Raw genomic sequence first — 26,548 nt, forward strand, 5'->3', positions numbered from 1 at the left:
CCTAGTTCAGTAATGTGCGGCAGAGATCGACGAAATCATTCGCCCAACCGGCAAAGAGTGCAAAGAGCAGGAGCCAGACGGCGAGCATGAAATGCGAATAGATGGCCGAGAGATCGACGCTGAGCTGCAATCTCTCCAGTTGAACGTCGGCTGAAAATGCCCTTACCGTCGTGTGCGCGAGCACAGCAAGCCCGCCGAGAATATGCAGGCCGTGCAGGCCGGTCAGCATGTAGAAGAAGCTGTTGGCGGGATTGTCGGCAAGCACATAGCCTTCTGCCGTAAGCTCCCGCCATGCCTGGATCTGCCCGACGAGAAAGAAGACGGCAAGCGCAAGCCCTGTCACAAGCGCCGGCCTCAGGCTTTCCATGCGACCGTGCCGCGCTTCCCGTTTAGCCCATTGCAGCGCGGCGCTGCTCAAGGCGAGTGCCGCGGTGTTCACCCAGAGGAGGCGCGGAACCGGCATCCCCCACCAGTCGGCAGAGGCCATGCGCATGAAATAGGCGCTGACGGCGAGGCTGAAGATCGCTCCGACGACGCCGAGAAACACGAAAAGACCGATCTTCACTGCCGGCACCGGTAACCGCTGCCACTCGGCGTCGTCATGAGCCGGCAGCTGCACCGAGCCGGTTTCGAGCCAGGGCTTCGAGGTCAGCCGCTGCCCGGCCAGCCACCAGATGATGATGGCGCCGATTGCGGCCAGGAAGATCAGCATGACATTCATGCCGGAACCTCCCGTGTGACGCCGCCGCTTGCCGGTACATTCTGCGGGATGAAATCCTCGGCGGCGCCCGGCACGCTGTAGTCATAGGCCCAGCGGTAGACGACAGGCAGGTCCTTGCCCCAGTTGCCGTGTGCCGGCGGCGTCTCCGGCGTCTGCCATTCGAGCGTCGTTGCCCGCCATGGATTGCCGCCTGCCTCCCTGCCCCGGAAAAGGCTCCAGACCAAATTGAACAGAAAGACCATCTGAGCCGCCCCGACGATCAGCGCCATGACGGTGATGAAGATGTTCAGCGTATGGGCCGAAGGCGGAATGAAGGCCGTCTCTCCCATCTCGAAATAGCGGCGCGGCACACCAAGCAGGCCGAGATAATGCATCGGAAAGAAGATCGCATAGGTGCCGAGGAAGGTGATCCAGAAGTGGATATGGCCGAGCACGTCGTTCAGCATGCGTCCCGTCACCTTCGGATACCAGTGATAGATCGCCCCGAAGATGACGAGGATCGGCGCGACGCCCATGACCATGTGGAAATGCGCGACGACGAACATCGTATCCGATAGCGGCACATCGACGACGACATTGCCGAGGAACAGGCCCGTCAGGCCGCCATTGACGAAGGTGACGATGAAAGCGAGCGCAAAGAGCATCGGCAGCGTCAGGTGGATGTCGCCGCGCCAGAGCGTCAGCACCCAGTTGTAGACCTTGATCGCCGTCGGGACGGCGATGATCAGCGTCGTGGTGGCGAAGAAGAAGCCGAAAGCCGGGTTCATGCCGCTGACATACATGTGGTGCGCCCAGACGACGAAGCTGAGTGCGCCGATGATCACGATCGCCCAGACCATCATGCGATAGCCGAAGATGTTCTTGCGCGCATGCGTGCTGATCAGGTCCGAAACGATACCGAAGGCAGGCAGTGCCACGATATAGACCTCGGGATGGCCGAAGAACCAGAACAGGTGCTGGAACAGGATCGGGCTGCCGCCACCATGTTGCAGCTGCTCGCCCATCTCGATGATGGCGGGCATGAAGAAGCTGGTGCCGAGCAGGCGGTCGAACATCATCATGACGCAGGCGACGAAAAGCGCGGGAAAGGCAAGCAGCGCCATCACGGTCGCGGTGAAGATCCCCCAGACCGTGAGCGGCATGCGCATCAGCGTCATGCCGCGCGTGCGCCCCTGCAGCACGGTCACCACATAGTTCAGGCCGCCCATGGTGAAGCCGACGATGAAGACGATCAGGGAGGTGAGCATCAATAAGATGCCCCAGTCCTTGCCGCCGGGTGTGCCTGACAAAACGGCTTGCGGCGGATAAAGCGTCCAGCCGGCCCCGGTCGGGCCGCCGGGGGCAAAGAAGCCCGCGACCAGGATCAGCACCGCGACGAGATAGATCCAGTAGCTCAGCATATTCGCATAAGGGAAGACCATGTCGCGCGCGCCGACCATCAGCGGAATGAGGTAATTGCCGAAGCCGCCGAGGAACAGCGCAGTCAGGAGATAGATCACCATGATCATGCCGTGCATGGTGATGAACTGGTAATAGTGGTCGGCGTCGATGAAGGCGAAATAACCGGGAAAGGCGAGCTGAATCCGCATCAGCCAGGAGAGCACCAGCGCCACCAGGCCGATCGAGATGGCTGTCACCGAATATTGCACGGCGATGATCTTGGCATCCTGGCTGAACACATATTTCGTCCACCAGCTTCTCGGATGATAAAGCTCGACATCCTCGACTTCGGCGGAGGGGATGCTGCCGGATGGAATCTCGACCATGATCTCTCGTCCCTTTTCTTCCCAGTCTGCGGCCGTCTTTCCCGCCGGTTCAGTTTGCCGGCGGCGGCTCTCCCGATGACGCCGTCAACTGGGTGAATGTCTGCTGCTGCCCGAGCCAGGTCTGGTAGTCCGCGTCGTTGTCGACGATGACGGTTCCGCGCATCTGCGGATGGCCGACGCCGCAAAGTTCGGCGCAGAGAATCTCGAAGGTTCCCGTCCTTGTCGGCGTGAGCCAGAAATAGGTGACCATGCCGGGGATCATGTCCATCTTGGCGCGGAATTCCGGTACGTAGAAATCGTGGAGCACATCGATGGAGCGCAGCAATATGTGCACCGGCTTGCCGATCGGCAGGTGCAGTTCGCCGCCCTCAATAATGATGTCGTCGAGGCCGCTTGCGTCGTTCTTGTCGAGGCCGAGCGGGTTCTCGGCGGTAACATCACGCGTCTCCGCGCGGCCAAGCTTTCCGTCAGCACCCGGCAGGCGGAAGCTCCACAGCCATTGCTGGCTGACGACCTCCACCGATGCAGCATCGGCAGGCACCGTGATGAACTGTTTCCACACGATGAGGCCGGGCGCCAGCATGGCGGCGACACCGACCGCCGTTCCCGAGGCGAGCAGCACCTCCAGCCTGCGGTTCTCGGGCTCGTAATGCGCCCGGTTGCCCGGCTTGTGCCGGAAGCGGAACACGCAATAGGCCATGAAGGAAATCACAGCCACGAAGACGACGCCGGTGATCCAGAAGGTGATGATGAGCGTGCTGTCGATATAGCTCCAGTTGGACGCGATCGGCGTCCACCACCACGGGCTCAGCACATGAAACAGCACGGAGCCGACGACAACAAGGACGAGAACCAGCACAACAGCCATTTCCGCCCCTCCCTGGGCCGACCGACCGTAAAACCGCATTCTGCAAATATCGTGTTTATTATCGCACAGATGGAAAATATGGCAATTACGACGACTCGGAGCACTTCCGGAACGTCAGAAGTGCCTTTCGTCATAACCTGAAAACTGGACTGCGCCTGGAAGAAGCGCTGGAACGGGCGCCGTCACGCGACGCGCGACCTCTTGTTTGAACGTCTTTACGCCAGGGATCCACGTCACGCGCGCCGTCCACTGACAAGTCAGCGCTCGCCGGGCGTTCCGTTGCTCATCTCCGAGGTTTCGCATCGTTGTCGTCGGCCGATTGTTGCCGATGATCGTCAGAACATGTATCCGGTCCGCCGAAAGCCCAATCTGCAACACGCACCGCGGCCATCATTTGCCTCGTTGCCAACCAGCTGATCCGAATGACTGAGAATGCCATCATATGGAGTATTGCCGGGCTCACCGCGGCAGGCGTCGTTACCAGGCCATTCCGGTGGCCGGAGGCGATCTGGGCTGCTCTTGGGGCTCTTGTCCTGCTTGCCTTCCAGCTCATCGGGCCGGTCGATGCCTGGGCTGGGATCGCCAAGGGCATCGATGTGTATCTCTTCCTGATCGGCATGATGCTTTTGTCCGAGCTTGCCCGACGGGAAGGCCTGTTCGATTGGATAGCCGCCATTGCGACTTCGCATGCCAAGGGTTCTCCCAGGCGTCTGTTCGCGCTCGTTTATCTCGTCGGTCTCATCGTGACTGTTTTTCTCTCGAATGATGCGACGGCGGTCGTGCTCACACCTGCTGTCTATGCGGCTTGCCGAGCGGCTCGGGTCCGGGACCCAATGCCCTATCTGCTGGTATGCGCCTTCATCGCCAATGCGGCGAGCTTTCTGTTGCCGATCTCCAATCCGGCCAATCTCGTGATCTTCGCCGGCGGCGAGATGCCGCCTTTGTCACGCTGGCTGTCGACATTCCTCCTGCCGTCGATTGTTTCCATCGTCGTCACTTTCGTCTGTCTTTACTGGACGCAGCGGCGCACTCTTTCGAAAGACAGGCTTGCCGCCAGTGCGGAGCGACCGGCCCTTACCCGCAGCGCCAGCCTTGCAGGTTGGGGAATCCTGGTGACGGCGATCATCCTCGTGACGGCGTCCGCCATGCATGCCGATCTTGGTGTGCCAACCTTTCTCGCAGGAACCATCACCACGGCACTTGTCCTGATGCTGACGCGGCAGAGCCCCGTCGAGACGATAAAAGGCATAAGCTGGAGCGTCTTGCCGCTGGTGGCGGGTCTGTTCGTGATCGTAGAAGCTCTCGATCGCACGGGCGTCACAGGGCTTCTCTCCGGCCAATTGGCCTCCCTCGCCTCGGCTTCGCAAGCACAGGCAGTCGGCGTGGCCGGAGTGTTCGTCGCCATCGTCTGCAATCTCGTCAACAATCTGCCGGCCGGATTGGTCGCCGGCAGCGCAGTCCAGGCGGCGCATGTCTCAGATAAGGTGGCGGGCGCTGTCCTGATCGGCGTCGATCTCGGACCCAATCTGTCGGTCACGGGATCGCTCGCAACGATCCTATGGTTGTCGGCACTCCGCCGCGAAGGCCTCCATATCAGCAGCTGGAGATTTTTGAAGCTTGGGACTGTCGTGATGTTCCCGGCGCTCATTCTGTCGCTGGCGTCCCTTATCCTGCTCTAACGGGCCGCCCGCACCAGGTCTGCCAAGCCATCTGTCTTTACGACATCAGGGGTCGGGCCTTATCGGCTCGACCCCTGAGAAGATTCGTCAGTTGCAGGCAGGACCGGACGAAGCTCCCGATACTCAATCAGAACTCCTCCTAGCTGTCTGCCGGACGGGCACCAGCGCCTGCCGCGACCTTCAGCTTGGGAGCCGCGTTGATGGATGAGGTGTGCAAGGACGGAGGCGCCATTGCTTGCTGTCGGCAACCATGACATTTGCCTTCAGGCTTGCCAGTGCTGCCAGTTGAGCCTTGGTATTGCCGCCGATCATTCCAATCATTTCGCTCCTTTCGAAGCCGTGGCTTCGAGTTGAAATTTCGAGCGATCGACGATTCAGCTGAACTCCATTTCTCGCATGTGCAAATATTTGCACATGCCGGTTGATGGTCGCTTAACGTTAATTTTGCGTATATCCACGCACGGGAAAGGCTTCAGCCAGCCTCGTGAAGTATTGCCGTCATTTGGAATACTGTTTGAGATAGGCGATGAGGTCCGTGATTTCCTTATCGTCCTTCAGACCGACGAAGGCCATCTTCGTGCCTTTCACCTTCACTCTCGGATTGCGCAGATAGTCGCGCAACGTCGCCTCGTCCCACACGAGCCCGCCGTCGCCGGCTGCCTTCATCGAAGCCGAATAAGCGAAATCGGGATGCGTTCCGGCCTTTCTGCCGAGCACCCCGTTCAGCGACGGACCGACCTTGTTCGTATCGGAATCGACGATATGACAGGTCGCGCATTTCTTGAAAACAACGGCACCCGCCGTGGCATCGCCCTCCTGCGCCCCAGCGTTACCAGGGGAAAGGGCAATCACGGAAGTGGCGATCAGCAGTACAACACGATAGTCCACGGCAAACCTCATCCTCCTCAAGGTCGCCCAGCCACTCGCACCCTCCGCTGCCATTGCCGTGCGGAGTATGTTAGTAATGTTTGAACTTAGTCCTTCGCGGGTGCAAGTCAATCGGCTCCGCAATCCTGACGTCCGCGTGATCAAAGAACGGACCGACGTGCGTTCGCACCTGGCGGGTGCGCGCCCCGCTCCCCGATGCGCCCGGCGTACCCGGGAAGGCGGCGAGCGATCCCTTTCAATGAACTCCGTTCGCGCCAACTGCCTGCGATTTCGACAAGGATTTGCCAGTCCAGACCTCTATGATCTCAATAGGAGAGTGTTCGAGGACGCAAAACTAAACGTCAAGAATTTCGACGCCAATTCAACATATGTTGGTTTTCCCGAATTTTGCTGCATCGCACGTTTTGATGTGTTGAAGGAGGCGATGGCTTATCGGCGCATTTTAGTCTGATCAAAGCGGATAAAATCTTTTATAATCAATGTATTATAATTTTCGCTGACGCGATTTGGCAGTGCTGATTGACAATCGGATGGTAGAAGTGCTGCCTTGAATCGGCATAAGTGATTAAATTTTACAAATGCTGATTGCTGGGAGGGCAATCTTTCAAATCCGAAGTCGGCGGTCGCGGCGGCGTGCTCGGCACCTTCTTCGCGGTCATGCTGCTCCAGGTCCTGCGCAACATCTTCAACCTGCTCGGGCTCGGCTCGTTCTACCAGATGACCGTAACCGGCCTGATCATCGTCGCCGCCATCCTGCTCAATCGCTTCATCGACATTCGCCGAGGCCAGGCGTAAACCTGCCGGAAAAAATTGGACATCACAATGACAGAGCATTTTCCCCGTCCCGAAGGCACGCCCCTGACACCGGATTGGTTCGACAGATATGTCGTCAACCTCAGTGCAACCGAACGCCGGGCCGCGACGCTGCCGGCCCGTCGCACCGTCAAGAAGGAATGGCAAGCCGCCTGGCTGTTGCGCGCAATCACCTGCATCGACCTGACGACGCTCGCCGGCGACGACACCGAAGGCCGCGTCAAGCGCCTTTGCGCCAAGGCCAAGGCGCCGCTCCGCGCCGATCTCTTGGAGGGTCTCGGCATCGACAAGCTGACTGTCGGTGCGGTCTGCGTCTATCCAACCATGGTGCCTCATGCCGTCAAAGCTCTTGACGGTTCCGGCATCCCGGTCGCTTCGGTGGCCACCGGCTTCCCCGCAGGATTGATGCCGCTGCCGCTCCGCCTCGCCGAAATCCGCTATGCCGTCGAACAGGGCGCAAGCGAGATCGACATCGTCATCACCCGAGAACATGTGCTGAAAGGCGAATGGGCCGCGCTCTACGACGAGATCAAGGCAATGCGTGAAGCTTGCGGCCCAGCGCATATGAAATCGATCCTCGCGACGGGCGACCTCAAAACGCTGACCAATGTCTACCGTGCCTCGATGGTCGCCATGCAGGCGGGCTCCGACTTCATCAAGACCTCAACCGGCAAGGAAGACGTCAACGCCACGCTGCCGGTATCGCTGACGATGATCCGCGCGCTGCGCGACTATCACGATCGGACCGGCCAGATGATCGGCTTCAAGCCGGCTGGCGGGCTTAGAACCGCCAAGGACGCGATGAACTGGCTGATCCTGATGAAGGAGGAACTCGGCACGCGCTTCATGATGCCGGACCTTTTCCGCATCGGCGCCTCCTCCATGCTGGGCGATATCGAACGCCAGCTCGAACACCATCTGACCGGCCGCTACTCGGCCGCCAATCGCCACGCGCTAGCCTGAGGACTGACCATGCCTTCCATCAAGGACATTATGCAAACTATGGAATACGGCCCAGCTCCCGAAAGCAATTCCGAAGTCAAGGCCTGGCTCGAGGCCCGTGCGGCTGGCCTCGGCCATTACATCAAAGGCAGCTTCACTGCCGCCGAAGGCGAACTGATCGAGGTCGTCAACCCGGCGACCGAAGAAGTCATCGCACGCGTCGCCAAGGGCGGCGCGGCGGACGTTGACGCGGCCGTGCGCGCTGCCCGCGCTGCCTTTCCTGCCTGGTCCGGTCTCCCGGGACACGAGCGCGCCAAATATCTCTATGCGATCGCCCGCCACATCCAGAAGCGTGAGCGCTTCTTCTCCGTACTGGAGACGATGGACAACGGCAAAACGATCCGCGAAACGCGCGACATCGACATCCCGCTCGTCGCGCGCCACTTCTACCACCATGCCGGCTGGGCCGAAATCGCCGACGACGCATTCCCGAACTACGTGGCCGTCGGGGTCTGCGGACAGATCATCCCGTGGAACTTCCCGCTGCTGATGCTTGCATGGAAGATCGCTCCGGCGCTGGCAGCCGGCAATACGGTCGTCATCAAGCCCGCCGACCTCACGCCGCTGACCGCTTATGCTTTCGGCGAACTGCTGGACGAAATCGGACTCCCGCCCGGCGTGGTCAACATCGTCCACGGTGACGGCGAGACGGGCGCTGCGATCGCCGGCCATCCTGACGTCGACAAAGTGGCGTTCACCGGCTCGACCAATGTCGGCCGTATCATCCGCCGGCAGATTGCCGGCTCGGGCAAAAAGCTCAGCCTCGAACTTGGCGGGAAGTCGCCCTTCGTCGTTCTTGAAGACGCCGACCTCGATGCTGCCGTAGAAGGTGTCGTCGACGCGATCTGGTTCAACCAGGGCGAAGTTTGCTGCGCAGGATCCCGCATTCTCGTGCAGGAAGGTGTCGCGCCGACCTTCTTCGGCAAGCTGAAGAACCGCATGCAGACGCTGCGCGTCGGCGATCCGCTGGACAAGACAATGGATGTCGGCGCGATCGTCTCGGCAAAGCAGTTCGCCCGCGTTAAGGGCCTTATTGCAAAGGGCGAGGAAGAGGGCGCGACCCTCAATTTGGCGCCGGTAAACCTGCCGTCGACGGGTTTTTTCTGCGCTCCAGGCTTCTTCACCGGAACGGCGCCCGCCCACACCGTCTCGCAGGTGGAAATCTTCGGGCCGGTCGCAACGAGTTCCACCTTCAGGACACTGGACGAGGCGGTCGCACTGGCCAATGACACCCGGTACGGCCTTGCCGCATCCGTCTGGTCTGAAAATATCAACCGCGCGATCGAAGTGGCCGCACGGGTCAAGGCCGGCGTAATCTGGATCAACGCCACCAATATGTTCGACGCGGCAGCCCCCTTCGGAGGCTATCGGGAAAGCGGCTTCGGCCGCGAGGGCGGCCGCTCGGGCATGTACGAATATCTGAAGCCCGCAGGCGGAAAGGAGGGCAAGATGCGTCCGACGCCGGCGCTTCGCCCGCATGTCGCACCGCTTGGCGGCAAGGTTGAGCGCCCCGAGATCGACGTCACCGCGAAGCTCTACATCGGCGGCAAGCAGGTGCGCCCGGATGGCGGCCAGAGTTACACGGTTGTCGGCAAGGCCGGTCAGGCGATCGGCCAGGCTGGGCTCGCCAACCGCAAGGACGTCCGGAACGCAGTCGAGGCGGCGAACAAAGCGACCTCCTGGAGCGGTGTGACAGCGCACAACCGTGCCCAGGTTCTTTACTTCCTGGCCGAAAACCTCACGCAACGACGCGCCGAATTCGTCGCCGCGCTACAAGCGACCGGGGCAAGTGCCAAGCCCGAGGACGAAGTGGAGCAGACGATCTGCCGGGCCTTCTGGTATGCGGCTCAGGCCGACAAGTTCGACGGCGCCGTGACGGCAACCAAGTCCCGCCATGTGACAATGACCGTCAACGAGCCGTATGGAACGATGGGTATTGTCGCGTCCGACGAGGCGCCCCTTCTGTCGCTTCTGTCCCTCATTCTGCCGGCGATCACGCTCGGCAACCGGGTCGTCGCCATTGCGGCCCAAAGCCATCCGCTGGTGGTGGCGCGCCTCTACCAGGTATTCGAGACTTCTGACATTCCGGACGGCGTCATCAATCTCCTGACCGGCGAACGTGATGTGCTTGCCAAGACCCTTGCCGAACACGACGATGTCGCTGCTCTTTGGTATTGCGGCAGCGAAGAAGGTTCCGCCATGGTCGAGACGGCCTCAGCAGGCAACCTGAAGTACACTTGGGTCGATCGCGGCCGGCTTCGCGACTGGCGCGATCCAAAGCAGGGCCAGGGGGCGGAGTTTCTGCGCCGCGCCTGCCAGGTCAAGACGATCTGGTTACCTTACGGAGAATGAGCCAATGGGAAGGGGGGCGGCCCGCCCCCTCAACTGGTCGATTTCGACGGTGTCATTGCCAATGGTGAGGCAATCAATCAGATCTTTCTTGCCTCATCGGCCGTCAGCGCGTTCTCCCGCGTGCCGGAAACGATAATCTCCAGCACTTCATGCTCGTCGGTATTCCTGATGTAGCGATCCCCGACATATTCGCCGCGCTTGAGGACCATGACGCGATCGCCCACGGCAAAGATATCGACCAGGCGGTGTGAGATGATGATCTGGGCGACGCCCTGCCTCTTCAGTTCCAGCATGGTTTCGAGCAGCCGTTCCGTCGCCATCACGGAAAGGTTGGCGGTCGGCTCGTCGAGGATCACGACGCGCGGCTCGAACGAGATTGCGCGGGCGATCGCGACGGACTGCTGGCGGCCGCCCGACAGGCTTTCGACCTTCTGATAGACGGAATTCACGTCGACCTTGAGCCGTTTCAGCACGCTGTCGGCATCCGCATACATCTTCCGCCTGTTGACGAAAGGACCCTTGAGCGGCCAGCGGCCAAGAAAGATATTCTGGCCGACATCCATGTTGCCGCAGAGCGCGAAATCCTGGTAGATCATCTCGATACCAACGTCGCGGCTCTCGTGCGGGCTCTTGAAGCGCACCGGCTGCCCGGCAACGATGATATCGCCCGCATCGCGCTGATAAGCACCGGTCAGGATCTTCATGAGCGTCGATTTGCCGGCGGAATTGTCGCCGACAAGGCCGAGAATCTCGCCGGGATAAAGCGTGAGATCCACCTTGCGAAGCGCCTGCACGGCCCCGAAGGCTTTTTCGATGCCCCGCATTTCCACGATCGGCGCGAATGGTGTCGCCTCAGCCATGACTGCTGTCCCCTGTTGGCGCCTCTCTTCTCAGCCGGGTTAGCAGGCGCCCGAAAATATTGGCCTGGCGCACCCATATGTCGATCAGCACTGCGACGATCAGGATGACTCCGATGAAGACGTTGATCCAGTGCTGCGGCATGCTGAAGCCCTGGACGTTGAGTTGAAGCAATGCCCGCACCAGCGTGATGACGGCGGCACCCGCGAGCGAGCCGATCATCGTGCCGTAACCGCCGAAGATCGATCCGCCGCCGATGATCACCGACGCGATCGCATCGAGCTCGCGAAACTGGCCGGCGACTGGGTTGAAGCTGCGAAAATAGGCGACGTTGATGATCCCGGCCATGGTTGCGCAGAGCGCCGACAGCATGAGCGCGATGAAGCGCACACGGTTGGTATTGATGCCGGCATAGGCGGCCGCCCGCACATTACCGCCGGCCGCACAGACCTTCAGCCCGAACGGCGTATAGGCGAGCATGATGCCGGCGATCACGGCAACGAAGAACATCCAGATCGTCTGGATGCTGACGACCTCGGCCACCGCGCGGATGATGCCCGGCGGCAGAGCAAGGCCGAAATGAAGGAGAACGTCGTTCACCTTGCGCCCGAGCAGGTTATAGCCCTCGGGCCAACCGGTCAGCTGCTGTCCCGCGACGAACCAGGCGGCGAGCCCCCGGGCAATGTAGAACATGCCGAGCGTGGCGATGAAGGCTGGCAGTTTGAAGCCGACGACGACCATGGCGTTGACGGCACCGGCAGCCACACCCGCGAGCAGGCCCATCGTCACGGCTGTAAGCGGGTCGGCGCCGAGCACTTTCAGGAAATAGGCCGCTGTGCTGCCGGCAAGGGCAAGCACTGCACCGACCGAGAGATCAATATCGCCGGCTGCGATGACATAGGTGAGCCCGACCGTGATGAGGGCCAGTTCCGTGTAGTTGAGCAGGATGGCAAAGGTGTTGGGCAGGTTCCACCAATAGTCCGGCCTGAGCGCGAGGCCCGTCAGCCACAACACGACGGTCAGGATGATGGCGAGAGCATCGCGGCGGGCGAGGAACTTGCCGAGCCCGGTGGCAGACAGCGCCATGTCGGCCGCCATTGCCCCCTTGGTCTGGACGCCCTCGATCGCCACGCCGCCCGTCTCGTAGGCCGGCGGCCGCGGCCGGCCAGTGAGCCATGCCCATAGCCGGGCCGCAACCTGCCGCCTGATAAGGATGGGCTCGATCAGCACCGCGATGACAAGAAGCAGACCCAGGAAAACCAGCACGGCGCCTGCAGGCAGGGTGAATTTGGCGCCGACCGAGACGTTTTCGCCGTCGATCACGACGATGCGCGTAATCGGCCATCCCTCGCGCAGCACCTTGTCGATCAAGACGACGACCGCGGCACCCAGGCAAGACCCGATGACGCGCCCGCGCCCGCCAAGGATCGATGCTCCGCCGATGACGACGGCTGCGATGACGGTGAGTTCCCAGCTGACACCATAGAGAGGGGTGACACCCTTGTCCTGTGCGGCCGACAGGAGAGCCGCAAGGGTCGCGCAAAGCGAGGAGAGCAGATAGGCACGGATGCGTACCCAGCGCGTACGAATGCCGGCATAGACCGCCGCCTGCTCGTTGCCGCCGGTCGCGAAAGTCTCGTAGCCCCAGCGGGTCTTGGCAAGCACATAGGCCCCAACCATGGCGATGAGGAAGAAGATCGCGATCTGGTTGTTGAAGCCGAGGATATTCGTCTCTCCCAGGTGGAAGAACAGCGGATGGTCTTTCGCCTTGTCGGAATAATAGATTGCCTGACCATGCGTCAGCGCCAGCACGAAGCCGCGGCCGATGAAGAGGATCGTCAGCGTCGCGATGAAGGCCGGCACTTTCAGGACGGTGACAAGCACGCCGTTGATCAGGCCGATCACCGTGCCCAAGAGCACGCAGAGGATCACCGACTGGATCACGCCGAAATCGAGAAAACTCGGGGCAAAAAGCCTGGCGAAGACGACGGCGACCAGACCGTAGGTCGAACCGACCGACAGATCGAGATCTCTGTTGACGATGACGAAAGTCATTCCGACCGCGATGATCCCCACACGGGACGTATCGCGCAGAAGCGCGTGAAGGGCCTCCGTCGATCCGAAAAAGGCCGGATTGACGAGGGCTCCGCCGAAATAGAGCAGCGCAAGAAACATGAGGAGCCCCGCCTCCCAGCCGCCGACGAGCTGGGGCGGCGCACGGCCGAGCGATGTCGTCGTGGCGGGCTCCATGAGTTTTTACCGACCGAATGCGTTTTTACTGATCCTTGCTGCCGCGTGGCGGGAGGGTCCGCGCCCTCCCGCCACGATTTCAGGCGTCCCAAACGAAATCAGTTCTCGAAGCGCTTGCCGACCTTGGCGACGTTATCCTTCGTCACCAGCTGGGCGCGCGTGTCGAGATTGGCAGCCGAGATACCGCGATCGATCTGCAGATAGAGCTGCATGACGGGCCAGAAGCCCTGCAGGAAGGGCTGCTGGCCGAGCGAGCCGGTCAGGTTCCCCGCCGCGATGCCTTCCTGCTGTGCCGGGCCGAGATCGAAACCAAAAGCGCACAATTTGCCGGTCTTCCCCATCTGGGCAACCGCCTTGACGAGCGGCGGCGTAAAGACGTTGTTGGCTGTGAAGGCGCCGACCACGTCACCGCGGGACTCGAAGAGCGAAACAAGTGCGTTGACGGGGTCGTTCGGGTTCGTGTCGATGCCGACATTCTCCGGACCGGCGTCAACCTTGAAGGCATCGAGCTTGCCGGCATCCTTCAACGTCTTGACGATGGCATTGAAGGCGGCGGTGACACGGTTGTTCACCTCGATGTTGCCCATCGCGGTCGAGGACGGCAGCACGATCGAACCGCCGGCAGCACCACTGGCAAGCACGCAATTGGCGAGCGCCTCTCCGCCGATTGCCGCCGCCGACGCATCCTGGCCGGTGTGGCTGATCGCGCTCCGGTGCAGAATGGTGTCGTCGAACGAGTTGGTCGTGGCGATCGGGATGCCCGCCGCCTCGGCAGCCTTGACGATGTCGTTATAGGCGCCGACCTGCGGCGTCGTCATGATGATACCGTCGATCGTCGGGTCCTGAATGATCTGGTTCAGGATCTCGAGCTCGCGGGCGGGGTCGTCCACGGGCGATTCCGAACCGAGCAGCAATATTTTGGCGCCGATCATATTGCCGGCGGCGATCGCGCCGACATAGACAGGGTCAAAGAAGCCGTTGCCTGCCGTGTGCGTCACGATCGCGAAGGTCAAATGACCGTCAGCCGAATGGAAATCCTTCGTGCCGGGGGCCTCTTTTGCGGCTTCCTCGAAATTGTAGCCGCCAACCGCTTTCTCGACGCTGCCCGACTGTGCAAATGCATGCGAGACACCAAGCGACAGTATTGCGGCCGATGCCGCGTAGATCAATATCCGCCTCATGATTGGTCCTCCCTTGAAACCAAGGGAGGAAAGCCGTTCGAGCGCAATTATCGAGAGTGGGGCCGAAGGCTTATCCTCCCATTTGCTAATATTCTGCGCAATTCCGATCCAAGTAAACGGGGAAGTTGATCATGTTGACGAATTTGTTCGCCTTGGAGGCTCCGACCGGATCATCATCATGCGCAAAGGCGAGATCGTCGAACTGGACGAGGCGCAAGGTCCTCTACAATCCTCAGCACCCCTGCTCCCCGGCTCTGAAGGACGCCGTACTGACCGCCGATTTCGCTCCGACGTCTTAACGACTTGAGCGAATGCGGCGTGCCATAAGACTGGAAAATGCGAACCTACGCGTGTGTCTTACCACAATCGGCAAAACGCGGATCGCTTGTCCCGTATCGTCATTCGTCCTGGTCACGGCGACCGTGAGAAACACCTCGGCTCCGCCAGAATGCCTCTTCTTCCTGCGCCGTAATATAACCTCCGATCCCCGGGGGGCGCGGCTCCTCTTCATTGGGGTAGCCCGCGACCAGGAAGTCTTCAGCCTCGAGATAGGCCTCTGCTTCAGGGCGAAGTTCGACCTCGAGGACGTGCACGGCAACCTCTTCCGAGTACTCCCTGACCGGCTCTGCATAGGAGTAGGTCGCCCAAGGGAAGAGCTTGGTCATAACATCATGCAGATTGTCTGCCCGAAGGTGATAGTCAATCCGAATATCCGGCTCATCCCTCTCTCCTTCGCCGATATAGATCTGCAGATTGGAAAAGATCGCCGGCGTATCGCCCCACTCGTCCCACACGAAGAACGTCGTCTGATCCTGAACTTCCTCCATAAGTTCTCGATCGAGGGCAAAGGCAGAACGCATCAGCGACTCCTGATCGGAGGCAATGACCTCCTCGAAACAGAGCTTGGCGTTGGCGTCCAGTACGTTGGCGGCCGGAACAACCATCGTCCATCCCAACTCCGTTTCCGTGCAGTTTCCCTCGCCGGCTCTTTGCCATCGTATCATCCCGGTGCTGGCGTCGACGATAACGATACAGACGGGCAACAAGTGCTTCGTCCAGTAATCGAGGTGACTGTGCTCGCCATGATGGATGTACTCGCCACCGTCTTCCGCCCACGATGGTACAGATCTGATTTGAAGTGGCAGGAACTTTCCGGTTGGCCGGCCCCTATCAAGAATTTCGGCGCGGGCATCGATGCCGACCTTCGAATCCGGCAGCCGGCGAAAAGACCACTTGAAATACCGGACAAACACCTTCTCGACAGCATCAATTGCCATGCGGGTCGCGGGGTCAGCCCGACGGCCGTCCAACGCAGTATTATGCTGTCGGCGCGACGGTGGTATCGGTGGCACGATCTGGTGCCAGATGGCCGCGAGCAGCCTTGGCGTCGCCGCGATTAATGTAATGATTGCAATGACTACAGCCTGCAGAAGTCGAACCATCGAAACTGCCCGTCACGAAACGCGGCCCTCCCCGTTCACACCGTCAAGCAGCCCAAGCAGACCCTTGAGGATATCCATCGGCGAAGGGGGACATCCTGGAATATGCAGATCGACGGGCACCACCTTCGAAACTCCGCCGAGCACGGCATAGCTGCCCGCGAAACACCCTCCATCACGGCCGCAGTCGCCGAGGGCAACGACCCATTTGGGATCGGGCGTGGCAATGTAGGTCCGTTCGAGCGCCTGCGCCATGTTCCTGGTCACCGGGCCGGTAACCAGCAGCACGTCGGCATGCCGCGGCGAGGCGACGAAACGAAGACCGAAGCGCTCGATATCGTAGAAAACATTGCTCAGGGCATGCATTTCCAGCTCGCAGCCGTTGCAGGACCCGGCATCGACGGCGCGGATCGACAGGCTGCGTCCAAGCCTGCGGCGCGCGCTCCTTTCAACGGCTTCGGCGAGCTCTGCCATCGCGGCATCGGAAACCGGCGGTCTTGGCTCCGTCAGCGGCCGCCGGATGAGACTTTCGAAGAGGAGTTTTCGCATGCCACCCTGCCTTTAGAGATCATGACCGGAGTAGGAACAATTGAACGACTTGTTGCAGAGCGGGAAGTCGGCAACGATATTGCCTTCGATCGCCGCCTCCAGCAGCGGCCACTGAAACCAGGATGGATCGCGCAGATGGCAGCGTTCGACCCTGCCCTCGGGCGCAAGCCGCAGCCAGACCAATATATCTCCACGAAAGCCCTCGATGAGCGCCATACCTTCCCGACGTTCCCCGACGGAAGGGATCGCGTCGAGGATCGGTCCCACCGGAAGGCGGTTGAGGATCTGCTCGATGAGCGACAGGCTTCGTTCGACCTCGCGAATACGGATCCAGACTCGAGCGTTGACATCACCGTCGTTCAGCACCGGAACATCGAAAACCAGACTATCATAAGGCGGGTAGCGCGTGGCCTGCCGGGCGTCGAACCCGCGTCCGGAGGCTCGCCCGACATAGCCACCCGCACCGTACTCGCGCGCCAGTTCGGCGCGCAGCCTGCCTGTGCCGACCGTCCTGTCCTGCAGCGAGGTGGTGTTGTCGTAGAGTTCGACCAAGCCCGGAAATCGACGGCGGATTTCTGCAAGCAGATCTCGCAAGCCGGCCGCTCCGTCGCCATTCAGATCGCTGGTGATACCGCCGGGCACGATGCGGTCGCGCATGAGGCGATGACCGAAGGCGGCATCGGCTGCGCGCAACACACGCTCGCGCAGCATCCCGCAATGCGCCAGCATCAATGGAAACGCTGCGTCGTTGCAGATGGCGCCGATATCGCCAAGGTGGTTGGCGAGCCGTTCCAATTCCGCCATCAGCGCGCGCAGCCAGCTCGCCCGGGGTGGAACAACGAACCCTAATGCGGCCTCGACAGCCTGCGAAAAGGCATAGGCGTAGGCGACCGTGCTGTCGCCTGACACTCTCCCTGCGAGTTGCGCTCCGCGGATCAGATCCGCGCCTGCCATCAACGCCTCTGTCCCCTTATGGACATAGCCGAGCCGTTCCTCGAGGCGGACGACCGTCTCGCCGTTGGCCGTAAATCGGAAATGTCCCGGCTCGATGATGCCGGCATGCACCGGGCCGACCGGAATCTGGTGCAGGCCCTCACCTTCGGCACGCAAAAAGGCGTAAGGACTGACCTCCGGCAACGCGACCTCGCGCTCTCCAAGCGGGTAGCGCCGATCCCAACGGCCGTGATCGAGCCATGGCCGGCTGTCCGGCAGACCCTGCGGTTCGAGGCCGGTCAGGTCACGGATTGCCCGCTCCAGCCGCAACGCCGGCCGATGCAATTGCGCGACGGAAGGATAGCCGGTGGCCTCCAGCCCTTCCAGGCTGAGAACGCCGATCGCGCCGACCGCTTCATCGAGCAAGGCCATATGAACCGAGCTTTCTTCCCCCCAGAGACCGAGCAGGATCAGACGTCCTTCGGACAGCGCCCGCGTCGCCGATGTCCACAGATCCGTATCGGCGACAGCACGCGGCCACGGAACATGGTGCGGAACGGAACGGCCTTTCTCGAGGATATCACTGAGCATCGACATCTCCCCCGCATCATCGAAGAAGGTTGGCGATATGCTGGAACCAGGCCACCAGCTCTGACGGCAGATAAACGCCAGCGATAAGCACCAGCACGAGATGAGCATACATCGGCAGATAGGATGCCTGGACAGGAGCCATGCTGCCCCGCGGCTTCCCGAACACCGCACCCGTCAGACGCAACAGCAATGCGCCGAAAGCGACCAGCAGTCCGAAGACGAGCGGAATGGCAAGCAGCGGCTGCCTGGCAAAAGCCGAACTGACGATCAGGAACTCGCTCATGAAGATTCCCGCCGGAGGCAGGCCGGCGATGGCGATGACACCGGTCAGTAGGCCCCAGCCGAGCCGCGGATGTGTTTCCGTCAGGCCGCGGATCGCAGAGAGCCTTTGCGTTCCCTTAACTTGAGCAATATGGCCGACGGCGAAGAAGATTGCCGATTTGGTCAGCGAATGCATAACCATATGCAAGAGACCGGCGAAATTGGCGATCGGGCCGCCGAGGCCGAAGGCAAAGACGATGATGCCCATGTGCTCGATCGAAGAATAGGCGAACAGGCGTTTGATATCGCGGCGGCGGTAGAGCATGAAGGCCGCGAAAATCAGCGAGGCGAGCCCCATCGTCATCATCAGCGGACCAGGCGCAAGGGCTGCGGGATTGGCCGACAGCAGCATCTTGAAGCGCAAGACCGCATAGAGCGCGACATTCAGGAGCAAGCCGGACAGAACCGCCGAGATCGGCGTCGGCCCCTCGGCATGTGCGTCCGGCAGCCAGGCATGCAGCGGCGCGAGACCGACCTTGGTGCCATAGCCAAGCAGCAGAAAGACGAAAGCGACATTGAGAAGCGCCGGATCGAAGGCGGAGGCGTGATCGATCAAAATCGTCCAGACCATGGCATCATAGCCTTCACCCACGACCGGCTGCGCCGCAAGGTAGATGAGGATGGTGCCAAAGAGCGCAAAGGCGATGCCGACGCTTCCCAGAATGAAATATTTCCAGGCTGCTTCCAGCGCTTCATGCGTACGGTAGATGCCAACCATCAATACGGTGGTGAGCGTCGCAAGCTCGACGGCAACCCACATCAGCCCGATATTGTTCGACACGAATGCGAGGTTCATGCCGAACATCATGATCTGATACATGGCATGATAGAAACGAAGGTTGGCAGGCGTCAGCCGACCGATCTCCAATTCATGCGCGATGTAGCTGGCACTGAATATGCTGGTGGTAAAGCCCACGAAGCTGTTGAGGACGATGAAGACGATATTGAGATCGTCGACAAGCAGATATTGTCCCGGCGCCGGCCGCGCGGTCACGAACAGGGAGAGAGCAGCAAGCAGGGTCAGAAGGCTTGCGAGCACGTTCAGCCGCGCCGTCATTCGATAGCCGGGCAAAAGCGCCAGAAGCACGGCTGCAGCGATCGGTATCACGAGGACAGCAGTCAGCGTGTCGAAGGCCGGGACGGAGGACAACGCGTTCATTTCCGCCGCCTCCCCTTGAAATCGTCAAGCGCGCGGACATCGACCGTGTCGAAGCGCTCACGGATGCGAAACAGAAAAACGCCGATCACGATAAAGGCGATCAGGATCGAGAAGGCGACACTGATCTCGACGACCAGCGGCATGCCCTTGGCGCCGGTCGCGGCAAGCACCAGGCCATTCTCGAGCGACATGAAGCCCACGACCTGGCTCACCGCGTTGCGGCGGGTGACCATGATCAAGAGCCCCAGCAGCAGGACCGACAATGCAAAGGCGAGGTCCTCCCGTGCCAGAGGATCGGCCTCCGGCGTCACCCGAAGCATCACCACCGTCGCCAAGGCGACCAGGCCGATGCCGGCGAGCATGGTGGGGCCGATGCCGACGACGGTCTCGATCTCGCGGTGGATGCCGAGCTGGCGGATCATGCGATGGAGCACCACAGGGATGACGATGGCCTTGAAGACGAGGGCGATCGCCGCCGTGACATAGAGATGCGGGGCATCCTGGACGAAAGCCTGCCAGGCCACCGACAGGGTCAATATCAACGAGTGCAGCGCAAAGACATTGAGCAGTGCATAGAGACGATCCTGATAGAGCATCATCATGCTGACCAGGACCAGACCGCCGGCGAGCATATGGGCGATGTCGAAGACCGGGCCGTTCATCACAGGCTCCTTGAGACAAACCGCAGCAGGGTCGCGAGCAGACCGAGCATGAGTGCTGCGCCCAGGAATTCGGGCACCCGGAAGACCCGCATCTTGGCGGTCGCGGTCTCGAACAGGGCAAGGAGAGCACCGCCGACCGCAAGCTTTGCGAGATAGGCAACTATGCCCACCAGATAGGCAATCGGCCCCTCTCCCACCACGGCGAGTTGCCAAGGCACGAACATGCAGGCGATCAGGGTCATGTAGAGCAGGAGTTTCAGGCACGCAGCCAGCTCGATCATCGCGAGGTGCCGTCCGGAATATTCAAGCACCATGGCTTCGTGCACCATGGTCAACTCCAAATGGGTAGCGGGGTTATCGACCGGGATACGGGCGTTTTCGGCAATCGCGACCATCACGAGGGCGATCAGGGCGATCGCCAGTGAGACGCGCAGGCCCACCTGCGGGGAGGTCATGAAGGCGGCTATGGTCGAAAGCTGGGTCGAGCCCGCGATCAGGGCGAGCGTGAAGATGATCAGCAGCATCGATGGCTCTGCGAGCGTTGCGATCATCGCTTCCCGGCTCGATCCGATACCGCCGAAGCTGGTGCCGACGTCCATCCCGGCAAGCGCGAGAAAGAAACGCGCACTGCCAAGCAGCGCGATGATGGCGATCAGATCCGCCGTCCAACTGAAGATGAGGCCGGTCGCGAAAGTCGGGATGATGGCGGCCGCGACCCATGTGACGGCGAAAATCAGATAGGGCGTTACCCTAAACAGCCATGATGCGTTCTCGGCCAACACCACATCCTTGCGTAGGAGCCGCAGGATGTCGCGGTACGGCTGGATGACGGATGGCCCGCGCCGGCGCAGCAACCGCGCCTTGATCAGACGGATGAAACCGGTCAGCAGCGGCGCAAGCGCCACGACGAGCGCCATCTGAAAGGTCTGAATGAGAAGAGCGGAGATCACGACCATAGCGCCAGCATCAGCAACAGGAAAACAAGCGCCAGGAAAACCAGGCTCAGATAGCGACGGATCGTCAGGAATTGCAGATGGTTGAGCTTTTCGGCAGCAAAGCCAACGGCACCGATGATCGGAAGGTAAAGCCCCTCCCAGATGAGATCATGGGTCTCGACGACAAAACGCGCCGGGCGGAGATCCCCGGGCGCCGGCATATCTACCTTCTCGCGGGCGCGAAAAACCAGCGTTCCGAAAACACGCCGTACGGGCTGGGCGAAGCTGCTCGCGGTATATTGCGTTGCCGGGCTGATCTCCGGAAAGCCGCAGTCCCACGCGGGTGCCCGGCGCAAGCCTCGCGACGCGAAGCGGTGGATGAGATAGGCCGTCAGCGACGCCGAGAACAGGGTGAACAGGAATACCAGAAGACCGTTATAGGAGCTGCGGCTTTCCACGATCGGCACGATCGATAACCACGGAATATCGGTCTGTACGGGCATCCGGTCTCCGATCAGCGACAATGTCACAGGTGCAAGCCCGTCGATGACGATCCCCGGCAGGATGCCTGCCAGAAGACACAACGCGGCCAGTACAGACATCGCCGTAAGCGAAAAGCGATCGACCTCCACCGCCTGCTCGGCCGCGCTGGTACGAGGACGGCCGAGAAAGGTCACGCCGAATGTCTTGACGAAACAGGCAGCCGCGAGCGCTGCCGATAAGGCAAGTATGCCGCCTACCGCCGGCACCAGAATCTTCAAGCCCCATTGTGGTACGGCGGGGCTTTGCAGGATGGCCTGGAACGCCAGCCACTCGGAAACGAAGCCGTTGAATGGCGGCAGGGCCGAGATCGCGACGCAGCCGACGAGGAAGACGACGCTGGTGACCGGCATGCGATGGATGAGGCCACCGAGCTTGTCCACGTTCCGTTCGCCCGTCGCCGTCAGTACTGCGCCGGCGCCGAAAAAGAGCAGGCTCTTGAAGAAGGAATGATTGAGGACATGAAACAGTGCGGCAGTCAGCGCCAAGGCCGCCGCCAGTTCCATACCGTTCGCCTTGAAAGCAAGCGCCAGCCCGAGGCTGACGAAGATCACCCCGATATTTTCGATGGTGCTGTAGGCGAGCAGCCGTTTCATATCGCTCTCCATCAGCGCCTGCAGGATGCCGAGCACAGCGCTCCCGCTGCCGATGATCAGCACGACGATACCCGACCACCAGGTCGGCATGCCGAGCAGATCGAAGACCACCCGGATGAAACCATAGACCGCGACCTTGGTCATGACGCCGCTCATCAAGGCAGAGACATGGCTTGGGGCTGCGGGATGGGCCAACGGCAACCAGGCATGCAACGGCGCGAGACCAGCCTTGGAACCGGCGCCGAACAGCAGCAGGATAAGCGCGAGTCCGACCACGAACGGCGTATGGGCGGATCCCCGCATGGCCGCGAAACCATAATCGCCGGCAGATCCTGCAAGCAGGCCGAAAGCGAGCAGCAGGGCAAGCGTGCCGAAGCTTGCCATGACGATATAGACGTAGCCGGCCTTCCGATTATCGGCATCGCGATGATGGGCCATCACCAGCGCCCAGGAAGCAAGCGACATGAACTCCCAGGAAATGAGGAAGGTGAAGGCATCATCAGCCAGAACCACCAGGTTCATGCCGGCAAGGAAGGCTGGAAAGAACGGCAGCACGCGACGGGGTGCATGCTCATGCCGGCCGTATCCAAGGGCGTAGAGAGCCGAAAGCACACCGCCGAGATTGACGACCATCAGGAAGAAGGCTGCAAGCGCATCGATCCGGAAATGGCTCCCAAGCCATGGCAGACCTAAAGGGAGGACTATTGTCGGCGCCTCGGCCACGGAGAGAGCCGACGCGAGATAGGCGAGCGCAAAAACGAAAGCGACAGCGCAGAAAACCAGGCTTGCGACATAGACGACAGGCGTGGACGCGGCCGAACGACCGATCGGCACGGCAAGTACTGCCGTCCCAAGCAGCGCGGCCACACATGACAACAGGACGGAAACCGATGTCATGGGTCATCCCTCGCTGCTGGAAAGGGCTTTGACGGCTCCCCCGCTCCGCTCTCGGATGACTTGAGTTTCGCCCTGAGCCTTACGCCCCGCCCACCATTCGCGCTGACAGCCCCCTCGTTGATCACCTCGACACCGGCGCTTTCCAACGCAGCCAGCAGACGCATCAGGGAGTCGACATTGCCCCGCACCACATCGAGGCTCGCCTCCATGCGCTGAATTGTCGGAACAGAAATTCCCGCCAGTTCGGCCAGTTGGCGCTGGTCGATACCAAGAAGAGCCCGGGCGGCCCGCATCTGAGCTGCAGTGATCACGATTGAAACATCGCTTATCTTGCACAGACTCTGATAATTGATACTTATGATGTGCCTATTGATGTCCAAAATCAATATTCTGATGCATCAGCCTCGTTTTCAGATTGCCGGTTATTTGTTACTCCCGGCTGAGCTAGCCGGCTTGAGACGAAAAACGGGCGAACGCGCTGCGGCGGCGGCGCGCCTACCGCCGTCACGTCTACCGATATCGACGCAGCGCTAGAAGAAATCGAGCCCGTGCGATCCGGCGACGGCGCCGAATGCCGTGATGGCTGCAAGCAGCAGAAGCACTTCGTGCAGCCGGCTTACGCGGCGGAAGGCCGTTTGCGAATCTCGGCGCGCAGTCTCCTGGAACTTTGCATGGAGACGCGGTTCGATCACGAACAGCATGATCATGAAGATGAGCCACAGGCCGAACATCGCCGACAGCCACCAGAAATGCAGGTCGGCGAAACGATCCCAGAGCTCCATTCTGTAGGTCATCCAGAGACCGGTTATGCCTGCGAGCGGAATCGAGATGCGCACCTGCGCCGAAAAATGGCGCTCGGTGACATCGAACAGCAAATGCGCTTCTTCATTGATCCGTTGCGATCTCGCGATCGGCAATACGACCAGCGTCACGAAACTCAATCCGCCGATCCAATGAATGACGGCAAGGACGTGCAATGCGCGAGCGATCACGATGTCGTCCATCATTTACCCTCACGCGCCGACCGCCATCGCTTCGTCCGATGGCCAGGATGCCGGGCACAGACGCTCTGCAGCCGCCACCCGATCGGACGCAAAATCCGATAGCTTGATCTCTCTGGCAAATCCGGCCGCGAATTGCCGAAACGGTATCAGGTTGATTTCCGGAATTCCGATCAGAACCGGAATTGAAAGTTCCAGTGCCCTGGTCATCAGCGACCTGAAGCCCCCGCCCTCCACTTCGGTTTTTCCGAACTTGCAGAGGACAAGCAGATCGGTCCCGTCAGACAGGCCAGCTTCCACGACCTCGCAGGCATTCAGCAGCCGGTCGGTATTCAGCACGCATCCGCGAGCATGAGGACCACGATCATCGGAGATCGCGCTGATGTCACCGGCCGAAAGATCCCGCAGATAGATGTCGCATTTCGCCCGGCCGGGCCGTAGCTGGCTGTGCTGGACAAGGCCGGCCAGGCGCAGGCCTCGAGCGGCCATCACATCGGTGACCTCCTGTAGAAAAGCCTCGAAGTCCGAGCCCTTGGGATAGACGATCGCTGTGATCGGGAAGAGTGGCTGAACGGTTTGCATGGATATCTCCTCAAACAGAAGACAGGCGGAGGGGCAGGCATCGTCACAGCGTCCCCTGCTCCAGGACGGTCTTGCGCAGGATGGAGCGAACGGCAGCAAGCCCCGGATCTTCAGCGCGATTCATGACGCCGACCAGTTGGACGAAATCGTCATCCGACGCCATCTCCAGGAATGATCGGACGACCGTCGCAAGATAGTCGGGCGGGTTCATGGCTTCGGCGGCGGCCGCCTTTTCGAGCCGCTCGTCCAGGCCTTCCATGCCGAGCATGCCGATCAGCGCGGTCATGACCTCCGGATTGTCGAGTGAGGCAATGAGAGCTCCGAACATGACATCTCCTTACTGCACCAGAGGGGTTGCGGCACCATCGAGGGCGATACCGCTGATATCGGCGCGACCGATCAACAGCGAAATATACTGGGCTGTCGCCTGCCGGCGGACATGCTCCTCAAGATATTCGCCGATGCGGCCTTTGACCGCCTCGAACGGCAGGAGCGAACCGTCAATTTTCCGCACCAGCCGGATGAGGTGAACGCCGTAGCGGGTTTCAACCGGGGCCGATATTTCTCCGGGGGTGAGGCCAACCAGCGCAGCCTCGAATTCCGGTGTCGTGTCTCCGGGGCTGATCTGGCCAAGGCTGCCGCCGACCTCGCGCGAGGGGCAATCCGAACAATCCCTGGCGAGGCCTTCAAAACGCTCTGGCTCCCGCACCAGGACGGCAGCAAGAGAAGCCGCCCGGGCTTGAGCCTCGGCGAAGGCGGCGGCATCCCCCCTTCTTGCTGCAATCAGGATATGGTCCGCTTCGAAAAGCGGCGGCGTGACGAAACGCTTGCGGTTGTTCTCGTAGAAGCGACGCAGCATCTCCTCATCCGCCCTCGGGATTTTTACCTCGCATTCCAGGAGCGCGCGCAGCAACGCATCTTCGTCGGTTTCCAGCCGTCCATCCGCATCAGCCTGCGGTTCGGCGGCAATAGCGAGACGTCGTGCTTCCTCCAGCAACAGCTGGCGAATGACGAGCGCCCGTGTTGCGGCATGCCAGGCCGCACCCGGATTGGCGGCCGGAAAATTCTGTGTCTCGGCAGCGATCGCCTTGCGGGAAATCGCAACGCCATTGACGCTCACCGGCGGCATGATCACGGGCGCTGCGGATTGGATGGACGCATGCTCGTGCCGGTGATTGTGGCCCTCTTGGGTATGCGTAGTACGGTCGATGACGATGGAAACCATGGCCGTTACTCCGCCGGATGCCTGTAGGAACGGGCTGGATGCCGTTCACGCGTGAACCGGCTGCGCACGACCTGATAACCGGGACGGCCGAGATACCAGACCGGCGCGCTCCAGATATGGACCAGCCGGGTGAAGGGAAACAGCAGGAAGATCGTCATGCCGAGCAGCAGATGCATCTTGAAGATCGGATGCACGTCCGCGACATAGGCCGCCGCAGCCGGCTGCAGGGTCAGGATGCCCTGTGCCCAATTCATGAACTTCACCATCTCATGGCCGTCCATGTGGTTGAGGGACACGAAGATGGTCGAGAGGCCGAGCGTGAGCTGCAGCCAGAGAATGAGCAGGATCGCCATGTCGCCGAAGCTCGAGGTGGCGCGGATGCGCGGATCGAAGAAACGGCGATGCGCAAGAAGCGATATGCCGATGAAGCAGGCGATGCCGGCCAGACCGCCGATGACGATTGCAAGCCCCTGCTTGAAGCTGTGCGGAATGCCGAGCGCATCGAAAATGACGATCGGCGTCAGCAGGCCGCCGGCATGGCCGATGAAGATCACCAATATGCCGATGTGAAAGAGGTTCGACCCCCAGCGCAACTGGCTGCGGCGAAGCAACTGCGAGGAGCCGGTCTTCCAGGTATATTGCTCGCGATCGAAGCGGATCAGGCTGCCGAGCAGGAAAACGGTGAGGCAGAAATAGGGATACCAGCCGAAGAATACGGAATTGATCGTCTCGGACATCAT

At 60.9% G+C, this 26,548-nt stretch carries 25 protein-coding genes and 1 pseudogene; 6 read left to right on the forward strand and 20 right to left on the reverse strand.

Annotated features, from left to right (window positions below; all coding sequences use genetic code 11):
* Position 1: 1 nt before the first annotated feature.
* The 3 genes from FHT87_RS04830 to FHT87_RS04840 are packed head-to-tail and all read right to left on the reverse strand — an operon-like array spanning position 2 to position 3,355.
* Positions 2-721 (reverse strand): cytochrome c oxidase subunit 3, encoded by a 720-nt coding sequence (locus tag FHT87_RS04830; protein ID WP_183799918.1) that lies wholly within the window; start codon positions 719-721, stop codon positions 2-4.
* Entirely contained in the window at positions 718-2,487 is a 1,770-nt protein-coding gene (locus tag FHT87_RS04835) for a cytochrome c oxidase subunit I (RefSeq protein ID WP_183799921.1), read from the reverse strand. The genes FHT87_RS04830 and FHT87_RS04835 overlap by 4 nt, the downstream gene beginning before the upstream one ends.
* A 49-nt stretch (positions 2,488-2,536) precedes the next feature.
* On the reverse strand, positions 2,537-3,355 hold the full coding sequence (locus tag FHT87_RS04840) for a cytochrome c oxidase subunit II (protein ID WP_183799924.1): 819 nt from the start codon (positions 3,353-3,355) through the stop codon (positions 2,537-2,539).
* A 422-nt stretch (positions 3,356-3,777) separates the two neighbouring features.
* Between FHT87_RS04840 and FHT87_RS04845 the strand changes: the two genes are divergently transcribed.
* Positions 3,778-5,034 (forward strand): arsenic transporter, encoded by a 1,257-nt coding sequence (locus FHT87_RS04845; protein ID WP_183799927.1) that lies wholly within the window; start codon positions 3,778-3,780, stop codon positions 5,032-5,034.
* Between the two features lie 498 nt (positions 5,035-5,532).
* Here the strand turns inward: FHT87_RS04845 and FHT87_RS04850 are convergent, their stop codons facing one another.
* Positions 5,533-5,922, reverse strand: coding sequence for a cytochrome c family protein (locus FHT87_RS04850; RefSeq protein WP_348647572.1), 390 nt, complete (start codon positions 5,920-5,922; stop codon positions 5,533-5,535).
* Between the two features lie 76 nt (positions 5,923-5,998).
* Between FHT87_RS04850 and FHT87_RS04855 the strand changes: the two genes are divergently transcribed.
* The 4 genes from FHT87_RS04855 to FHT87_RS04870 all read left to right on the forward strand — a co-directional run bounded on the left by FHT87_RS04855 (position 5,999) and on the right by FHT87_RS04870 (position 10,089).
* On the forward strand, positions 5,999-6,373 hold the full coding sequence (locus tag FHT87_RS04855; protein ID WP_183799930.1) for a hypothetical protein: 375 nt from the start codon (positions 5,999-6,001) through the stop codon (positions 6,371-6,373).
* Positions 6,374-6,507: 134 nt separating this feature from the next.
* A complete protein-coding gene (locus FHT87_RS04860; protein WP_246699562.1) occupies positions 6,508-6,717 on the forward strand; it encodes a hypothetical protein in 210 nt (69 codons plus the stop codon).
* 27 nt (positions 6,718-6,744) lie between these two features.
* On the forward strand, positions 6,745-7,698 hold the full coding sequence (gene deoC, locus FHT87_RS04865) for a deoxyribose-phosphate aldolase (protein WP_183725922.1): 954 nt from the start codon (positions 6,745-6,747) through the stop codon (positions 7,696-7,698).
* 9 nt (positions 7,699-7,707) lie between these two features.
* The gene (locus tag FHT87_RS04870) at positions 7,708-10,089 is read left to right on the forward strand and encodes an aldehyde dehydrogenase family protein (protein WP_183799932.1); all 2,382 of its coding nucleotides are present in this window, start codon (positions 7,708-7,710) and stop codon (positions 10,087-10,089) included.
* A 77-nt stretch (positions 10,090-10,166) separates the two neighbouring features.
* Here the strand turns inward: FHT87_RS04870 and FHT87_RS04875 are convergent, their stop codons facing one another.
* The 3 genes from FHT87_RS04875 to FHT87_RS04885 form a co-directional block, all read right to left on the reverse strand.
* The gene (locus FHT87_RS04875) at positions 10,167-10,949 is read right to left on the reverse strand and encodes an ATP-binding cassette domain-containing protein (protein ID WP_183799935.1); all 783 of its coding nucleotides are present in this window, start codon (positions 10,947-10,949) and stop codon (positions 10,167-10,169) included.
* Positions 10,942-13,197, reverse strand: a complete 2,256-nt coding sequence (locus FHT87_RS04880) for an ABC transporter permease (RefSeq protein ID WP_183799937.1) — start codon at positions 13,195-13,197, stop codon at positions 10,942-10,944. The genes FHT87_RS04875 and FHT87_RS04880 overlap by 8 nt, the downstream gene beginning before the upstream one ends.
* 98 nt (positions 13,198-13,295) lie before the next feature.
* Positions 13,296-14,378: a substrate-binding domain-containing protein gene (locus tag FHT87_RS04885; protein WP_183799940.1), complete on the reverse strand. Its 1,083-nt coding sequence runs from the start codon at positions 14,376-14,378 to the stop codon at positions 13,296-13,298.
* Between the two features lie 160 nt (positions 14,379-14,538).
* On the opposite strand from FHT87_RS04885, the pseudogene FHT87_RS31100 reads away from it, so the two are divergent.
* A pseudogene (locus tag FHT87_RS31100) lies at positions 14,539-14,677 on the forward strand (ABC transporter ATP-binding protein); the annotation flags it as partial.
* A gap of 99 nt (positions 14,678-14,776) precedes the next feature.
* On the opposite strand, the gene FHT87_RS04890 reads toward FHT87_RS31100, so the two are convergent.
* The 13 genes from FHT87_RS04890 to narI form a co-directional block, all read right to left on the reverse strand.
* Positions 14,777-15,820 carry a DUF4365 domain-containing protein gene (locus FHT87_RS04890; RefSeq protein ID WP_183725932.1) on the reverse strand — a complete coding sequence of 348 codons (1,044 nt, stop codon included), beginning with the start codon at positions 15,818-15,820 and terminating at the stop codon, positions 14,777-14,779.
* Positions 15,821-15,832: 12 nt separating this feature from the next.
* Positions 15,833-16,366 carry an NADH-quinone oxidoreductase subunit NuoB gene (gene nuoB, locus FHT87_RS04895; RefSeq protein WP_183799942.1) on the reverse strand — a complete coding sequence of 178 codons (534 nt, stop codon included), beginning with the start codon at positions 16,364-16,366 and terminating at the stop codon, positions 15,833-15,835.
* Positions 16,367-16,378: 12 nt separating this feature from the next.
* On the reverse strand, positions 16,379-17,896 hold the full coding sequence (locus FHT87_RS04900; RefSeq protein WP_183799945.1) for an NADH-quinone oxidoreductase subunit C: 1,518 nt from the start codon (positions 17,894-17,896) through the stop codon (positions 16,379-16,381).
* Positions 17,897-17,906: 10 nt separating this feature from the next.
* Positions 17,907-19,370 carry a hydrogenase 4 subunit F gene (locus tag FHT87_RS04905; protein WP_183799949.1) on the reverse strand — a complete coding sequence of 488 codons (1,464 nt, stop codon included), beginning with the start codon at positions 19,368-19,370 and terminating at the stop codon, positions 17,907-17,909.
* Positions 19,367-20,032 (reverse strand): hydrogenase-4 component E, encoded by a 666-nt coding sequence (locus FHT87_RS04910; protein ID WP_183799952.1) that lies wholly within the window; start codon positions 20,030-20,032, stop codon positions 19,367-19,369. The genes FHT87_RS04905 and FHT87_RS04910 overlap by 4 nt, the downstream gene beginning before the upstream one ends.
* On the reverse strand, positions 20,032-20,988 hold the full coding sequence (locus tag FHT87_RS04915; protein ID WP_183799957.1) for an NADH-quinone oxidoreductase subunit H: 957 nt from the start codon (positions 20,986-20,988) through the stop codon (positions 20,032-20,034). The genes FHT87_RS04910 and FHT87_RS04915 overlap by 1 nt, the downstream gene beginning before the upstream one ends.
* Positions 20,979-23,000 (reverse strand): hydrogenase 4 subunit B, encoded by a 2,022-nt coding sequence (gene hyfB, locus FHT87_RS04920; protein ID WP_183799960.1) that lies wholly within the window; start codon positions 22,998-23,000, stop codon positions 20,979-20,981. Before hyfB ends, FHT87_RS04915 begins: the two co-directional genes overlap by 10 nt.
* Complete coding sequence (locus tag FHT87_RS04925; RefSeq protein ID WP_348649350.1) at positions 22,997-23,386, reverse strand: helix-turn-helix transcriptional regulator; 390 nt, start codon at positions 23,384-23,386, stop codon at positions 22,997-22,999. The genes hyfB and FHT87_RS04925 overlap by 4 nt, the downstream gene beginning before the upstream one ends.
* 144 nt (positions 23,387-23,530) lie before the next feature.
* Positions 23,531-24,007 (reverse strand): DUF4149 domain-containing protein, encoded by a 477-nt coding sequence (locus tag FHT87_RS04930; protein WP_210277783.1) that lies wholly within the window; start codon positions 24,005-24,007, stop codon positions 23,531-23,533.
* Positions 24,008-24,013: 6 nt separating this feature from the next.
* Positions 24,014-24,583, reverse strand: coding sequence for a DUF2478 domain-containing protein (locus FHT87_RS04935; protein WP_183799963.1), 570 nt, complete (start codon positions 24,581-24,583; stop codon positions 24,014-24,016).
* Between the two features lie 43 nt (positions 24,584-24,626).
* A complete protein-coding gene (locus FHT87_RS04940; RefSeq protein ID WP_183799966.1) occupies positions 24,627-24,911 on the reverse strand; it encodes a hypothetical protein in 285 nt (94 codons plus the stop codon).
* Positions 24,912-24,920: 9 nt separating this feature from the next.
* Complete coding sequence (locus FHT87_RS04945; protein WP_183799969.1) at positions 24,921-25,808, reverse strand: peptidylprolyl isomerase; 888 nt, start codon at positions 25,806-25,808, stop codon at positions 24,921-24,923.
* Positions 25,809-25,813: 5 nt separating this feature from the next.
* Positions 25,814-26,545 carry a respiratory nitrate reductase subunit gamma gene (narI, locus tag FHT87_RS04950; protein ID WP_183799972.1) on the reverse strand — a complete coding sequence of 244 codons (732 nt, stop codon included), beginning with the start codon at positions 26,543-26,545 and terminating at the stop codon, positions 25,814-25,816.
* Positions 26,546-26,548 lie beyond the last annotated feature (3 nt).

Origin of the sequence: Rhizobium sp. BK316, assembly GCF_014193695.1 — a bacterium.
Taxonomy (GTDB): domain Bacteria; phylum Pseudomonadota; class Alphaproteobacteria; order Rhizobiales; family Rhizobiaceae; genus Rhizobium.

What these genes read in the sequence shown, in the direction of transcription:
- FHT87_RS04830 (WP_183799918.1), bottom strand. Translation starts at nt 721, where the DNA reads ATGAATGTCATGCTGATCTTCCTGGCCGCAATCGGCGCCATCATCATC.
- FHT87_RS04835 (WP_183799921.1), bottom strand. Translation starts at nt 2,487, where the DNA reads ATGGTCGAGATTCCATCCGGCAGCATCCCCTCCGCCGAAGTCGAGGAT.
- FHT87_RS04840 (WP_183799924.1), bottom strand. Translation starts at nt 3,355, where the DNA reads ATGGCTGTTGTGCTGGTTCTCGTCCTTGTTGTCGTCGGCTCCGTGCTG.
- FHT87_RS04845 (WP_183799927.1), top strand. Translation starts at nt 3,778, where the DNA reads ATGACTGAGAATGCCATCATATGGAGTATTGCCGGGCTCACCGCGGCA.
- FHT87_RS04855 (WP_183799930.1), top strand. Translation starts at nt 5,999, where the DNA reads ATGTTTGAACTTAGTCCTTCGCGGGTGCAAGTCAATCGGCTCCGCAAT.
- deoC (WP_183725922.1), top strand. Translation starts at nt 6,745, where the DNA reads ATGACAGAGCATTTTCCCCGTCCCGAAGGCACGCCCCTGACACCGGAT.
- FHT87_RS04870 (WP_183799932.1), top strand. Translation starts at nt 7,708, where the DNA reads ATGCCTTCCATCAAGGACATTATGCAAACTATGGAATACGGCCCAGCT.
- FHT87_RS04875 (WP_183799935.1), bottom strand. Translation starts at nt 10,949, where the DNA reads ATGGCTGAGGCGACACCATTCGCGCCGATCGTGGAAATGCGGGGCATC.
- FHT87_RS04880 (WP_183799937.1), bottom strand. Translation starts at nt 13,197, where the DNA reads ATGGAGCCCGCCACGACGACATCGCTCGGCCGTGCGCCGCCCCAGCTC.
- FHT87_RS04885 (WP_183799940.1), bottom strand. Translation starts at nt 14,378, where the DNA reads ATGAGGCGGATATTGATCTACGCGGCATCGGCCGCAATACTGTCGCTT.
- FHT87_RS04890 (WP_183725932.1), bottom strand. Translation starts at nt 15,820, where the DNA reads ATGGTTCGACTTCTGCAGGCTGTAGTCATTGCAATCATTACATTAATC.
- nuoB (WP_183799942.1), bottom strand. Translation starts at nt 16,366, where the DNA reads ATGCGAAAACTCCTCTTCGAAAGTCTCATCCGGCGGCCGCTGACGGAG.
- FHT87_RS04900 (WP_183799945.1), bottom strand. Translation starts at nt 17,896, where the DNA reads ATGTCGATGCTCAGTGATATCCTCGAGAAAGGCCGTTCCGTTCCGCAC.
- FHT87_RS04905 (WP_183799949.1), bottom strand. Translation starts at nt 19,370, where the DNA reads ATGAACGCGTTGTCCTCCGTCCCGGCCTTCGACACGCTGACTGCTGTC.
- FHT87_RS04910 (WP_183799952.1), bottom strand. Translation starts at nt 20,032, where the DNA reads ATGAACGGCCCGGTCTTCGACATCGCCCATATGCTCGCCGGCGGTCTG.
- FHT87_RS04915 (WP_183799957.1), bottom strand. Translation starts at nt 20,988, where the DNA reads ATGGTCGTGATCTCCGCTCTTCTCATTCAGACCTTTCAGATGGCGCTC.
- hyfB (WP_183799960.1), bottom strand. Translation starts at nt 23,000, where the DNA reads ATGACATCGGTTTCCGTCCTGTTGTCATGTGTGGCCGCGCTGCTTGGG.
- FHT87_RS04930 (WP_210277783.1), bottom strand. Translation starts at nt 24,007, where the DNA reads ATGATGGACGACATCGTGATCGCTCGCGCATTGCACGTCCTTGCCGTC.
- FHT87_RS04935 (WP_183799963.1), bottom strand. Translation starts at nt 24,583, where the DNA reads ATGCAAACCGTTCAGCCACTCTTCCCGATCACAGCGATCGTCTATCCC.
- FHT87_RS04940 (WP_183799966.1), bottom strand. Translation starts at nt 24,911, where the DNA reads ATGTTCGGAGCTCTCATTGCCTCACTCGACAATCCGGAGGTCATGACC.
- FHT87_RS04945 (WP_183799969.1), bottom strand. Translation starts at nt 25,808, where the DNA reads ATGGTTTCCATCGTCATCGACCGTACTACGCATACCCAAGAGGGCCAC.
- narI (WP_183799972.1), bottom strand. Translation starts at nt 26,545, where the DNA reads ATGTCCGAGACGATCAATTCCGTATTCTTCGGCTGGTATCCCTATTTC.